The 13,082-nt window shown below is 71.9% G+C and carries 9 protein-coding genes and 1 pseudogene; 8 read left to right on the top strand and 2 right to left on the bottom strand.

The genetic code is table 11. The features are described 5' to 3' along the window. Positions 1–6: 6 nt before the first annotated feature. The gene (locus ACZ7L5_RS29190; RefSeq protein ID WP_471520132.1) at positions 7–1,194 is read right to left on the bottom strand and encodes an ROK family transcriptional regulator; all 1,188 of its coding nucleotides are present in this window, start codon (positions 1,192–1,194) and stop codon (positions 7–9) included. A gap of 205 nt (positions 1,195–1,399) precedes the next feature. Between ACZ7L5_RS29190 and ACZ7L5_RS29185 the strand changes: the two genes are divergently transcribed. The 7 genes and pseudogenes from ACZ7L5_RS29185 (at position 1,400) to ACZ7L5_RS29155 (ending at position 10,419) form a co-directional block, all read left to right on the top strand. Beyond that, on the top strand, positions 1,400–2,650 hold the full coding sequence (locus tag ACZ7L5_RS29185; protein WP_471520130.1) for a serine hydrolase domain-containing protein: 1,251 nt from the start codon (positions 1,400–1,402) through the stop codon (positions 2,648–2,650). A 101-nt stretch (positions 2,651–2,751) separates the two neighbouring features. Then, positions 2,752–4,122, top strand: a complete 1,371-nt coding sequence (locus ACZ7L5_RS29180) for a CAP domain-containing protein (protein ID WP_471520128.1) — start codon at positions 2,752–2,754, stop codon at positions 4,120–4,122. 65 nt (positions 4,123–4,187) lie between these two features. Beyond that, positions 4,188–4,865 (top strand): AIM24 family protein, encoded by a 678-nt coding sequence (locus tag ACZ7L5_RS29175; protein ID WP_471520126.1) that lies wholly within the window; start codon positions 4,188–4,190, stop codon positions 4,863–4,865. A 206-nt stretch (positions 4,866–5,071) separates the two neighbouring features. Further along, on the top strand, positions 5,072–6,136 hold the full coding sequence (locus ACZ7L5_RS29170; protein WP_471520211.1) for a tetratricopeptide repeat protein: 1,065 nt from the start codon (positions 5,072–5,074) through the stop codon (positions 6,134–6,136). A 134-nt stretch (positions 6,137–6,270) separates the two neighbouring features. Beyond that, the gene (locus ACZ7L5_RS29165; RefSeq protein WP_471520124.1) at positions 6,271–7,206 is read left to right on the top strand and encodes a polyprenyl synthetase family protein; all 936 of its coding nucleotides are present in this window, start codon (positions 6,271–6,273) and stop codon (positions 7,204–7,206) included. A gap of 489 nt (positions 7,207–7,695) precedes the next feature. After that, positions 7,696–8,654 (top strand): annotated as a pseudogene (locus ACZ7L5_RS29160) (threonine/serine dehydratase). 154 nt (positions 8,655–8,808) lie between these two features. After that, the gene (locus ACZ7L5_RS29155; protein ID WP_471520122.1) at positions 8,809–10,419 is read left to right on the top strand and encodes a serine/threonine protein kinase; all 1,611 of its coding nucleotides are present in this window, start codon (positions 8,809–8,811) and stop codon (positions 10,417–10,419) included. Here the strand turns inward: ACZ7L5_RS29155 and ACZ7L5_RS29150 are convergent, their stop codons facing one another. Then, positions 10,420–11,856, bottom strand: coding sequence for a serine hydrolase domain-containing protein (locus ACZ7L5_RS29150; protein ID WP_471520120.1), 1,437 nt, complete (start codon positions 11,854–11,856; stop codon positions 10,420–10,422). A 119-nt stretch (positions 11,857–11,975) separates the two neighbouring features. Here ACZ7L5_RS29150 and ACZ7L5_RS29145 point away from each other — a divergent pair, with 119 nt between their 5' ends. Then, positions 11,976–12,947, top strand: a complete 972-nt coding sequence (locus ACZ7L5_RS29145; RefSeq protein WP_471520118.1) for an LLM class F420-dependent oxidoreductase — start codon at positions 11,976–11,978, stop codon at positions 12,945–12,947. Positions 12,948–13,082: the final 135 nt, after the last annotated feature.

Genomic DNA, 13,082 nt, shown 5'->3' with positions numbered 1-13,082 from the left:
GTTGGTTCAGCGGTTCTGGCGCTGGTCGTCGGCTCTGATGAAGGACTGGATCGCGGTGGCCGCGGCACCGCGCGCCCACTCCTCGAAGGGCAGCGGGCGGGTCTGTACGTCGCACCGGGCGGCGGAGCCGAAGGCGGCCGCGCCGAAGGCGTCGCGGATCTGTTCGGCGAACAGGTCGTAGGCGGCGAGTCCCTCGCCGGAGATGATCACCCGCTCGGGGCCGAGCAGGTTGGCCACGGTGGCGATGCCGCGGCCGATCGCCTCACCTGCGCGCGCGTAGGCCTCGCGCGCTCCGGCGACGCCCCGGTGGGCGAGGGCCACGGCTTCCGCGGTGTCGGCGACCTCGACGCCGGTGGTCTCGCGGATCCGCCGGACGATCGCGGCATCCCCCGCGATCGCCTCCACGCAGCCGCGGTTGCCGCAGTGGCAGGGCGGGCCGGCCGGGTCGACGGTCACGTGCCCGATCTCCCCGGCCACGCCGTGCGCACCGGCGACGACGCGGCCGTGCACCACGAGGCCGCAGCCGATGCCGGCGCCGACGGTCACCACGGCGAAGTCGGAGAGCCCCACGCCGGCGCCGAACCACTGCTCAGCGACGGTCAGGGCGCGTACGTCGTTGTCGACGGTGACCGGCAATCCGGTGGTCGCGGAGGCGAGTTCGGCGAGGGGCACATCCCGCCACTCCAGGAACGGGGAGTAGCGGACGGCACCGGCGCCGCGGTCCACGTCACCGGAGACGGCGATTCCGAGGCCGAGGACGGGCACGCCCGAGTCGCCCGCCTCGGCGAGCAGTTCGCCCGCCAGCTCGGTGACCGAGGCCAGCACCCGCTTGGGCTCCCGGTCCGGGAGCGGCGCGTGCCGGGCGACGCGGATGCGGCAGCACAGGTCGGTGAGGACGGCGATGACCTCGTCGCCGGTCACCTTGACACCGATGAAGAGCGCCCGTCCCCCGTCGACCCGCACCGGGTTGGCGGGGCGGCCGAATGCGGGGCGGGCCGGCTCGTCCGCGTCCTCCACCAGGTAGCCGGCCTCGATGAGAGGTCGGACCGCCTTGGTGACGGCGGCCGGGGACAGTCCCGCCCGCCGGGCCACCTCAAGGCGGGTGAGCGGCCCATGGCTGAGGACCGTGGTGAAGATCTGCGAGGCGGCCGGCGTGTTCGCCGGGAACGTCTCGGCACGGCGGATCGAGGACATGCCCGGAACCTAGATGGCTTATTTTCCGCCGTCAATAAAAGAAGCAGGATTCCCTGCCGAACACTGCAGGACTCCCACCCGGTGATCCCTGCCTGTCCAACTGTGCGTCGTCTGTGGCGATCTGACGGGATGCGAGAGGGTTGCCCCGCACGAAGCTGATCGTTCTCGTATGAGCAGCACATCGACAGAAACGTGAGGAATCCGGATGGTCTCAGCAACGGTGGTCAGAGGTACGGCGGTGGCGGCGGCCGTGATGTCGCTCCTGGTGGTTCCCGCCCACGCCGCGCCCGGGCAACCCGGCGCCGCCGCGGTCGACGCCAAGGCAGCCGCCCTGCCCGCCCCGGACGTGGACGGCATCTGGAACGTCCTGCGCACGGCGCGGCGGCAGGGCGCACCCGGCGCGATCGCGCGCCTCGACGACGGCGGCACGGCCCACTGGGCGGCCGTGGGCGTCGCCGACCGCAAGTCGGGCCGGGCCATCAACAACGCCGACCGGTTCCGCATCGGCAGCGTCACGAAGACCTTCTCGGCCGTCGTCCTGCTGCAACTGGCCGAGGAGAAGCGGCTCAAGCTGGACGCCCCGGTCAACCGCTATCTGCCGGGGCTGCTGCCCGACGACGGCATCACGGTCCGGCATGTGCTCAGCCACCGCAGCGGCCTGTACGACTACACCAACGAGATGTTCGCGCGGACGGTTCCCGGCTTCGAGGCGGTCCGTACGAAGGTGTTCACCTACCGGCAGCTGGTGAACCGGTCCCTGAGCAAGGCACGGACCACGAAGCCGGGCGGCGCGTACTCCTACTCCAACACCAACTTCGTCGTCGCCGGGATGCTCATCGAGAAGCTGACCGGGCACTCCGTGGGCACCGAGTACCGGAACCGGATCATCGAACCGCTGAAGCTGCGCGACACCTTCTACGTGCACCCCGGCACGAAGATCCCCGGCCGGCACACCCGCGGCTATCTCACGCCGGACACGGCCGGCGCGGCGCTCGTCGACGCCACCGCGCAGACGGCGTCCTGGGCGCAGAGCGCGGGCGCGGTCATCTCCAGCACGCGGGACCTCAACACATTCCTGTCGGCCCTGCTCGGCGGCCGGCTCACCTCCCGGGCGCAGCTCGCCCAGATGCAGCGCTGGGTACCGGCGGGCGGCGTGCAGTCGTACGGGCTCGGGCTGCGGCGCCGCGATCTGTCGTGCGGGGTCTCCGTGTACGGCCACACAGGCGCCGTGCAGGGCTACTACACGTACGCGTTCGCCTCCAAGGACGGCAGGCGCAGCCTCGCCGCGCTCGCGAACACCTCCAACAACGGCACGGTCCTCAACTCCATGATGGGCACCCTGGAGTCCGCGTTCTGCGGCAAGCGGACGAAGCCGCAGAAGCGTGCCGCCGTAGTCGAACGGCACGAGGACATCGAACCCGGGATCCGGCTCCCGCTGGGCCCGAACGCGGGCTGAGGACGCGGGCGGGGCGGGAACCCGCGAGATCCGGTGGACGTTTCCAGGACAACACCACCGGCATCCCCACCGGATCTCGAACGACCCACCAGGACGGCCCGATGAGCGAGTTGGTTCCCGGGGGCAATCTGCCCCTCCCGGGCGGCAGCGTGACCGTCCGGGTGCCCGGTCCCTTCGACGTGTCCGCGCTGGTCACCGACGACAGCGGCAAGGTCCGCGGCGATGCCGACTTCGTGTTCTACAACCAGCCGTCCGCGGCGGGCGCCCGGCTCCAGGGCGACACCCTGACCGTCGACCCGCCACGCCTGCGCCCCGGGGCCACCCGGGTCACGGTGGTCGTCAGCCCTGCCGACCCGGGCACTCCCCTGGGCCGCCTGCCGGCCCCCGTGCTCCACGTCAGCGGTCCGGGCGGCCGCGCGATCGCCCGGTTCGCCCCACCGCGCCCACGGCAGGAGACCTTGCTGCTGCTCGCGGAGATCTACCGGCGTGGCGACGGCTGGAAGCTGCGGGCGCTGGGGCAGGGGTACGCGGACGGGCTGGCGGGGCTGGCGCGCGACTTCGGTGTGGACGTCGTCGAGGACGCGAGGCCGACCCCGGTCGCCACGGCACCCGCAGCGATCGCTCCGGCCGGACCGGCGGCCCGGTCCGCGATGCACACCCTGTCCGCCGTCACCGCCCCGCACGCCCCCTCCCCCGATCGCGACGGCTTCCTCGGCCTGGTCAACTCCGCGCGCGCCAGTGCCGGTTCACCGCCCGTCACCTTCGACGCCCGGCTGGTCTCCGCCGCGCAGGCCCACGCCTCCGCCATGGCAGCGGCGGGACAACTCGGTGTCGAGGGCCGCGACGGCGTCTCCGTGTACCAGCGCATCACCGGCGCCGGGTACGCGTATCTCACCGTCGGCGAGCACCTGGTCTCCGGCCCGCGCACCCCCGCCGAGTTCGTCGCCTATTGCCTGCGCGCCGAACAGCCCCGCCGCACCCTGCACGACCCGGCCTACACCCACGCCGCGCTGGCGCACGTCACGGGCGGCCGCTCGGGCGACACGTACTGGACGGCGCTGTGGGCCAGGCCGTTGGGTCCCGGCGACCTGGCCCGCACGGCGACCGAGGTCGTCGACCTCACCAACCGGGAGCGGGCCCGGGCCGGGCTGCGTCCCCTCGCCGTCGATCCCGCGCTCGGCACCGCGGCGCAGGCCTACAGCGCCGACATGGCGGCCCGTGCGTTCTACTCCCACACCTCGCCCGAGGGCAGCCAACCCTGGGACCGGGCGGCCGCCGTGGGCTCCCGCATGCGCTCGATCGGCGAGAACATCGCGTGCGGCCAGCGCTCCCCCGCCGAGGTCGTGGAGGGCTGGATGAACAGCCCGGGTCATCGCGCCAACATCCTCAAGCGCGACTTCACCCACATAGGGATCGGCTTCGCGGGCGGCGGGCCCGCCGGCACGTACTGGACCCAACTCTTCGGCGCCTGACGGCCCGCGGAATCCGACACGCCGCGATCTAGGCAGAACGGCAGCCTCCGGGACACGATGCCCGCATGAAGGGTGACCTCTTTTCCAACGAGCACATGGTCCAGCCCGCCACGGCGCCGGGCATGACGATCGAGAACGCCAAATGCATCAAGTACGCGGTGAACGGCGAGATGCACGCCCGTCAGGGCGCGATGGTCGCCTACCGCGGCAACCTCCAGTTCGAGCGCAAGGGCCAGGGCATGGGCGGCATGCTCAAGCGGGCGGTGACCGGTGAGGGGCTGCCGCTGATGGCGGTGCGCGGGCAGGGCGAAGCCTGGTTCGCGCACGAGGCGCAGAACTGCTTCGTCGTCGACGTCGACCCCGGCGACGAGTTCACGGTCAACGGCCGCAACGTCCTGTGTTTCGACGCCTCGTTGTCGTACCGGATAGCGACGGTGAAGGGCGCCGGCATCACCGGCGGCGGCCTGTTCAACAGCGTCTTCACGGGGCAGGGCAGGCTGGGCCTGGTGTGTGAGGGCAATCCGCTGGTCATCCCGGTCTCGCCGCAGTACCCGGTGTACGTGGACACGGACGCCGTCGTCGGGTGGACCGCGGGCCTGGACACGTCGCTGCACCGCTCGCAGTCCCTCGGCTCGATGCTGCGCGGCGGTTCCGGGGAGGCCGTGCAGCTGATGCTGCAGGGCCAGGGCCATGTCGTCGTGCGGCCGAGCGAGGTGACCCCGCAGAAGTCCCAGCAGCACTGATACCGCCCTCGTGAGGTGATCTGCGCCTCACGAGCAACCCCATCCGCCTTGCCGACGTCTTGATCGACAACAAGTGAAGCCCTGGCCGCCCTTTCCGGCCAGGGCCCGTTTTCAACGCTCTATACACACCATGTATACCCATCACGTATACGCACCGCGTATACACGGAGAGTAGAGATGGTGTGTATATCGATCGAGAGGCATCGATGTACGGCAAGGCATTCGCCCCGGAGTATCAGGGAGCCCTGACCAAGCTGTCCGTGAACTCCTCGCTGACCGACGTACTGGCCGCCGGCACCGAGCAGTTGAGAGCGGCCGAGCAGGCAGGGCAGCACGGCGAGGCGGCACGTTCAGGGCTCGCGGTCGCCGAGGCGCACCGCCGGCTGGGGCAGATCGGGGACGCGGACCGGGCGTGGAAGGCGAGCTACCGCGCCGCCCGGGAGGCCGACGACACCGCGGCGATGGCCTGGGCGCTGTGGAGCGGCGGCACGCTGGCGCGACAGCGCGGGGCGTTCCCGCTGGCCCGGCGGCTGCTTCAGCTCGCGGCGGACTTCGGCGAGCGCGGCGGCGACATCGTCGTACGCGGCTACTCCCTGGCCGGGCTCGCCGAGACCGGCCGCATCCAGGGCGACTACGACGCCGTCCACCGGCTGCACGAGCAGTTGCTGGCCGAGGCGCGGCGGCGCGGCGAGGCGCGGCACACCGTGTGGGCATTGGAGGGCATCGCCCAGATCCACCGCAACACCGGCTCGTACGACACCGCGTACGCCCTGTTCGAGGAGGCGGCGGAGATCGCCGCGGGCGCCGAGGACCGGCGTGGCCACGCCTGGGCGCTGCGCGGGCTCGCCGACGTCGTCTCCGTGCGCGACGGCGACACGGAACGGGCACTAGCCCTGCTGTCCGAGGCGGAGACCACGTGCCGGGCGATGAAGTTGTCCAGCGCGCTGGCCTACAACCACAAGATGCGCGGCAACGTCCTCTACCGCGCCGGGCGTTACGCCGAGGCCCTGGACCTGTACGAGCAGGCGCTGGCCGAGTTCCGTGCCATGAGCGAGCCGCGCGGGGAGGCGCTGTCCCGGCTGGGGCTGGCCAAGTCGCGGGCCCAGCTGGGGCGCGACCGTGCCGAGACCGGCGCCGAACTGGCCGAGCTGGCCGGTGTGCTGGAGCGGATCGGGCTGCGGCACGCGCGGGAGATGGTGGCGCGGGCGCAGGAGGAGTTCGGCGTCGGCGAGGATGCCATGGCGGGCGCCGGGGCGGGGGTCGTACGGTGACGGCGTCCCCTTCTGCTCTGCGAACTCCGTCCGGCCTCCAGCAGCACACTTCGTCGGTTCAGGCTCCTCCACCCGACGCCCGCCAAGTCCTCGACCGCTGCGGCGCGTTGGTGCGGCCCGCACTGCGGGAGGCCGTGGAGCGGACACATCCGTGGGTCGGTGAGATGGCCGCGTACTCCTTCGGCTGGTGCGAGGTGGGCGGCGCGCCCGCCGCAGCCTCCGGCGGGAAGGGCGTACGGCAGGCGCTGACCGTGCTCGGGGCCGAGGCGGCCGGTGCGCCCGGGCGGCTCGCGGTGCCCGGGGCGGTCGCGGTGGAGCTGGTGCACGCCTTCTCCCTGCTGCACGACGACATCATGGACGGCGACACGTCCCGGCGCCGCCGCCCCACCGTGTGGAAGGCGTACGGCACGGGACCCGCTGTCCTCGCGGGTGACGCGCTGTTCGCGCTCGCCGTCGAGACGCTGGCCGCCGCACCGGCGGGCCCGCGGGCCGTACGGCTGCTGTCCGTGGCGTTGCAGGACCTGGTGCGCGGGCAGGCGGACGACCTGCTGTTCGCCACGCGTCCGTGGACGGGGCCGGAACGCGTGCGGCCCGATGAGTACCGGACCATGGCCGAGCACAAGACGGGCGCCCTGCTGGGCTGTGCGGCCGCGCTGGGCGCCCTGCTCGGCGGTGCGCCGCCCTCGACCGTCGCCGCATTCGACCGGGCGGGCCGGCACCTGGGCATCGCCTTCCAGGTGGTCGACGATCTGCTGGGCATCTGGGGCGACCCGGCCGTCACCGGCAAGCCGGTGTACGGCGATCTGCGGGAGGGCAAGAAGACGTTCCCCGTACTGGCCGCGCTCGACTCGCCCGCCGGCGGGCGTCTCGCCGCCCTCCTGGAGTCGCCCGCCGACCCCGCCGAGGTGGCCTCGCTGATCGATGAAGCAGGCGGCCGCTCGGCAGCGCTCGCGGAGGCCCGTCGCCATGTGACCGCCGTGGAGGCCGCTCTGGCCGACGCACCACTGAAGGCCGGTCCCGCCGGGGAGCTGCGGACGCTGCTCGACTTCCTGGTACGACGCGACCTGTGAGGGCCCGGCCCCAAACGCGGCGGCGATCGTCGAGTCATCGTGGCGCCCGCGGCGAGCCCACGTTGACCAACGTCTGTGACCGCAGCTGAGCCCCCTCAGGCCGACGCACCACTGAAGGCCCGTCCCGCCAGGGAGCTGCGGACGCTGCTCGACATCCTGGTACGACGCGACCTGTGAGGGCCCGGCCCCAAACGCGGCGGCGATCGTCGAGTCATCGTGGCGCCCGCAGCGAGCCCACGTTGACCAACGTCATGTGACCCCAGCTGAGCCCCCTCAGGCCGACGCACTACTGAAGGCCGGTCCCGCCGGGGAGCTGCGGACGCTGCTCGACATCCTGGTACGACGCGACCCGTGAGGGCCCGGCTCCAAGCGGCGCGGTGATCGTCGGACATTGCGGAGCCCGCGGCGAGCCCGAGTTGACCGGCGTCGGCTCGCGCGTCAGGGTGCCAACGGCGTGGACCCCCGCCCCACGCCGGAAGGGTGACTGCCTTGATCGGGATCTCCGACGTCGAAGCCGCGGCCGACCTCATCGCCGGCCACGTCGTCCACACGCCGACCGTGCCCAGCCCCGGCCTGTCGGCCCTGCTCGGCGTCCCGGTGACGGCCAAGCTCGAACTGCTGCAGCGCACCGGCTCGTTCAAGGCCCGCGGGGCGACGGCGAAGCTGCTGTCGCTGACTCAGGCCCAGCGCGCGGCCGGGGTCGTGGCGGTCAGCGGCGGCAACCACGGAATCGCCCTCGCGATGACGGCCGCCGTCCTCGACGTGAAGGCGACCGTCGTGATGCCGCGTTCGGCGCCGGACGGCGCCGTGGAGATCGCCCGCGGGGCCGGAGCGTCCGTGCGGCTGACCGACGACATGGACGGAGCGTTCTCCTTGTCACACGGCTGCGGGACGAGGGACTGACCCTCGTCCATCCGTTCGACGATCCGCTGGTGATGGCCGGCCAGGGCACCGTCGGGCTGGAGTTCGCCGACGACGCCGGTGAGCTCACGGACGTGATCGTCAGCGTCGGGGGCGGTGGACTCATCTCCGGCGTCGCGGTCGCGCTGCGGGCCCGCCGTCCGGACGTACGGATCTGGGGCGTGGAGACCGAGGGAGCCGAGGCGATGTCCGAAGCACTGGCGGCGGGCGGGCCGGTGCCGGTGGCGCTGTCGTCGATCGTCTCCACGTTGTGCGCACCGGCCGCGTCCCGGCTGACGTACGAGCATGTGTCCGCCCTGGTCGACGAGGTGCTCGTGGTCCCGGACCGGGAGGCGGTGCGGGGCGTGCTCGACCTCGCCGAGCACGCCAAGCTGTGGACCGAGCCGGCCGCCGGCTGTCTGCTGCCCGCGGCCCGGCGCGTCCTGGAACGGGTCGGGGACGGCGCGCGGCTCGGGCTGGTGGTGTGCGGGGGCAACGCGACAACCGGGGATGTGCTGCGCTGGGCGGCGGATTTCGGGGTTCACTGAAACGCCGTCTCGAATTCCTTACTTATTCGTCAGGTTACTCACGCGTAAGAACCAAACGAAAGGAACGGCCCTTTAGTTGAGGTTTTCGTTGAACGCTTCCTGTCCCGTCTCTCGTACTTCCTGTGAGAAATGAGAATCAGGGGTTCAGCGAGGGATGACCATGGTCAAGGCGCGCGTCTCCACATCCGAGTTGGTCGCCGGGAGGTACCGGCTCGTCGATGTCGTGCACAGCGAGACGAACCGCGTCAGCTACTACGGCGAGGACATCGAGACCGAACGCCCGTTCCTTCTCACGCAGATCGGGCTGCCCGCCGCACCGAGCCCGGACGACAGGCGCCGGGCCACCTCGCGTATCCTGCGCACGTCCGAGCAGATGGGGCTGCTGCGCCCCGGCGCGGTCGCCACGGTCGTGGACGCCGTCGAGGACGCCGGGAACCTGTGGATCGTCACCGAGTGGATCGACGGCACGCCTCTCGGTGAACTCCTCACCCAGCAGGGCACGTTCAACTATGTGCGGGCCGCCCGCATCGGTCTCGAACTGCTCGACGTCCTGGAAGCGGCACACGTCGCCGGCATCACGCACGGCGAACTGAGCCCCGGCCAGGTGTTCGTGCGCGGCGACGGCACCGTGGTGGTCACCGGCTTCGGGCTGGCCGGAGCGACCCTTGCGCCCCGGGTCGCCGCGCCGTCGTACGCCTCACCGGAGCAGGCCCGCGACGAGCGCATCGGACCTGCGTCCGACCTGTGGGCGCTCGGCGCGATCCTCTACGCCATGGTCGAGGGGCGCCCGCCGTACCGCGAACGGGACCGGCCCGAGGCGACGTTGAAGGGCGTGGACCGGCTTCCGCTGCGCGCCCCGGTGCGTGCCGGACCGCTCACCCAGGCCGTGCAGGGACTCCTGCGCAAGGACTCCCGGGAGCGGCTGAGCCGACCCGTGGTCCGCGAGGCGTTCGTGCGCGTCCTCAACGAGGATCCCGCGACGCCCATGCCGGCCGAGCCGCGCCCCCGGCTGCGCGGTCTGTACGCCGTCGGACCGGGCTGGGGCAGACGCGCCATGATCGTCGGCACCGCGCTCGCCGTCGTCACGGTAGCCGCGGCCGTCCTGGTGGTGACCAGCGACCGGTCCGACGACTCGGACCCCTCGGCGGCCGGTACGGCACCCAGCCCGTCGGCCTCCGCCGAGCAGCCCACGACTCCGGCTCCGACCGCTTCCCCCACGAAGGAACCCACGGCCTCCCCCACGAAGAGCGCGCCGGAGACCGCATCGCCCACCGCGTCCCCCTCGGACACGGGGCTGCCCTCGGGCTTCCGGACGTACACCTCGCCGGAGGGCTTCTCCCTGGCCCTGCCCGAGGACTGGAAACCCCTGAGCACCACGCGCGCCTCGGACCTGGCGTACCGGGTCGTGTTCGGCGCGGAGGGCGATCCGCGTACCCTCGCTGTCACCTACAGCGAACGCGTCGGCCCGGACCCCGTCGCCGTATGGCGCGACGACGTCGAGCCCGGGCTGAAGCAGTCCGCCGCCGACTACGAACGCATCGGCGACATCGAGGCGACCTCGTACCAGGGTTACAAGGCCGCCGACATCCAGTGGCTCGCCGACGTGGACGACACGCGGGTGCGCACTTTCGGCCGTGGCTTCCTCATCGGCGACCACCTCGGCTACTCGTTGCGCTGGACGACCCCGGCGGGCGACTGGAACGACGCCGGCAACCAGGAGGCCCTGGACACCGTCCTGCGGACCTTCCGGGTGCCCGAAGCCTGATCAGACCGGCACTCGGGGTGCGCACATCGCCCGCAGCGGCAGGCGGTGCAGCGGTTCGGTCCGCCAACGCGCCGTGAACGTCCGGTCCTTGAGCGAACACGTCACGTCCAGGTGGTGCGGGGTCTCCAGGAAGGCGATGTCCATGACGAGGGTGTCCGCGTCGGTCCAGCCGCCGCTGACCGCGGTTGGCACCGGCCCCTCGGTGACGCTCCAGCCGCGCTCCCCGAGCCGCAGCCGAAACGGGTGGTCGTCCTCGGTGAGCGTCAGGGCCCAGCCGTCTCCTTCCGGCGTGAGGTCGATCGCGCTCAGCCTGGCCAGGTTCCCGCCGGCATCGCCGTCCGGGGTGAAGGCGGCGGCGGACCATGCCTCGGCCCCCTGGGGCGGTGCGGGCTCACCGGCAGCGGGCGGCAGCGCCAGGCCCGCCAGCCGCTCGGCCAGGGCCGCGTCCGCCGCCTCGCCTCCCGTCAGGGGCGCGGGGCGGAACGCGGGCAGCAGATGCTCCCAGACCAGGTTCAGCAGAGCCTGCATGTTCCAGGTGTCCGCGGTCGTCGCGATCACGACGTCCTGCTCGGGCAGCACCAGACAGAACTGACCGAACGCGCCGTCGCCGCGGTAGCCGTGCCGGGACATCCAGAACTTGAAGCCGTATCCCCGCTGCCAGTCGTCCCCGGGCATGAATCCGGAGTTCGAGATCTGCGGGCGCGTGGCCTCGGCCACCCACCATTCGGGGAGCAGCCGCCGGCCGTCCCACACCCCGCCCCGCAGATACAGCAGGCCCAGCCTGGCGATCGCGTCGGTGGTGGCGTGCAGTCCGCTGAAGCCGAGCTCGGGGCCGCCGCGGTAGCGCAGCCACGCGATCTCGCCGATGCCGAGCGGGTCGAGTAGACGCGGCCGGAGATACTCGGTCAGCGACTGGCCGCTCACACGCTGGACGATGGCGGACAGGGTGAAGGTGGCGGGCTGGTTGTAGGCGAAGAACGTGCCCGGATCGCGGGGCGGCGGCACCAGCAGGAACCCGCGGACGAGGTCCTCTCGGTCCCGGGCCCGCGCCTCGTCGAATGCGTCGGTCTCGTGCCCACTGGCCATGGACGCCACATGCCGGACCAGCATCGCGCGGCTGCGCGGATCGGTGATGTCGGCGTCGAGCTCGGGGAAGTACGAGATCACCGGATCGTCGAGCCGAATCAGGCCCTCGCCGGCGGCGATCCCGGCGGCGGTCGCGGTGAAGCTCTTGCTGATCGAGTAGAGCAGGTGCGGGCGTTCGGGGGTGTACGGCGCCCACCAGCCGGAGGCGACGAGCCGGTCGTGGCGCAGGATCATCAGGCTGTGCGGCTCGATGTCGGGGGCGGCGTCGAGGGCGTCGAGGAAGGCGAGGACACCGGAGGCGTCGACGCCCTGGGCGGCGGGCGTGCTCGAAGGCAACGGGCGAACACTCATGCGAGCATCCTCTCCGATTCCGTGGCGATGACAGAGGCATTCGCGCCCGGACTCCGGACGCCGTCCCGTCCGTCCCGTCGATCCCGTTTTCACCACCCGTGTCCGGGGACTCGGGCCGCATGGTGCAGATCGGATACACGATGATGACCGAGCAGGCCTCCCCTCGTGACCTGGTGGACCATCTGGTTCGCGCCGAGGAAGCCGGCTTCGACTTCTCTGTGACCTCGGACCACTACTTTCCGTGGCTGCGTTCGCAGGGTCACTCTCCGTACGCGTGGAGTCTCCTGGGCGCGGCCGCCCAGGCCACGTCGCGGATTCCGCTGATGACCTACGTGACATGTCCGACGTTCCGTTACCACCCGGCGGTGGTCGCGCAGAAGGCGGCCACGATGCAACTGCTGTCCGAGGGCCGGTTCCGGCTGGGGCTCGGCTCCGGGGAGAACCTCAACGAACATGTCGTGGGAGGTGGTTGGCCGTCCGTGGATGTACGGCACGAGATGTTCGAGGAGGCGGTGGAGATCATCCGGGCGCTGTTCAGGGGCGGCCATGTGAACCGTCGCGGCACGCACTTCGACGTGGAGTCGGCCCGTCTGTGGGACCTGCCGGACCAGCCGCCGCCCATCGGCATCGCCGTCTCCGGCGAGCAGTCCTGCGAACTCGCGGGCCGGCTCGGCGACCTGGTGATCGCCACGGAACCCAAGGCCGACCTGCTCGCGGCGTTCGACCGGCACGGCGGCGCGGGCAAGCCGCGCGTGGGGCAACTGCCCGTGTGCTACGACCCCGACCGGGACACCGCGATCAAGCGCGCCCACTCCCAGTTCCGCTGGTTCGGCGGCGGCTGGAAGGTCAACGCCGAACTGCCGCACCCTGACTCCTTCGAGGCAGCGACCCGGTTCGTCACGCCGGATGACGTCGCCGACGCGATCCCGTGCGGCGACGACGGGGATGCCTTCGTGGAAGCCGTCCGTCCCTTCGCCGAGGCAGGCTTCACCGAGGTCGCCCTCGTGCAGATCGGTGGCGAGGAGCAACGGCCGTACATCGACTGGGCGGAGTCGACGCTGCTGCCCGCGCTGCGGGACGCGCTCGGCTGAAGCACACGAGCGCAGGCGCACCGCACGCGCACCGGACGGCATCGGGGACCGCGAGAGCGTCGGCCGCGGGTGTCATAGGCTGCCGGTCGGCACCTGAGCCTTCCCGGCGGTGCCTTCCGAGCAGCCCCCACAGGA

This window comes from Streptomyces sp. NPDC107528 (genome assembly GCF_055639295.1).
This window is presented reverse-complemented; position numbering and strand designations above follow the sequence as displayed.

Bases quoted from the DNA above. Each gene is read 5' to 3' on its own strand.
- ACZ7L5_RS29170 (WP_471520211.1), top strand. From the start codon at position 5,072: ATGTACGGCAAGGCATTCGCCCCGGAGTATCAGGGAGCCCTGACCAAG.
- ACZ7L5_RS29175 (WP_471520126.1), top strand. From the start codon at position 4,188: ATGAAGGGTGACCTCTTTTCCAACGAGCACATGGTCCAGCCCGCCACG.
- ACZ7L5_RS29150 (WP_471520120.1), bottom strand. From the start codon at position 11,856: ATGAGTGTTCGCCCGTTGCCTTCGAGCACGCCCGCCGCCCAGGGCGTC.
- ACZ7L5_RS29155 (WP_471520122.1), top strand. From the start codon at position 8,809: ATGACCATGGTCAAGGCGCGCGTCTCCACATCCGAGTTGGTCGCCGGG.
- ACZ7L5_RS29180 (WP_471520128.1), top strand. From the start codon at position 2,752: ATGAGCGAGTTGGTTCCCGGGGGCAATCTGCCCCTCCCGGGCGGCAGC.
- ACZ7L5_RS29190 (WP_471520132.1), bottom strand. From the start codon at position 1,194: ATGTCCTCGATCCGCCGTGCCGAGACGTTCCCGGCGAACACGCCGGCC.
- ACZ7L5_RS29185 (WP_471520130.1), top strand. From the start codon at position 1,400: ATGGTCTCAGCAACGGTGGTCAGAGGTACGGCGGTGGCGGCGGCCGTG.
- ACZ7L5_RS29145 (WP_471520118.1), top strand. From the start codon at position 11,976: ATGGTGCAGATCGGATACACGATGATGACCGAGCAGGCCTCCCCTCGT.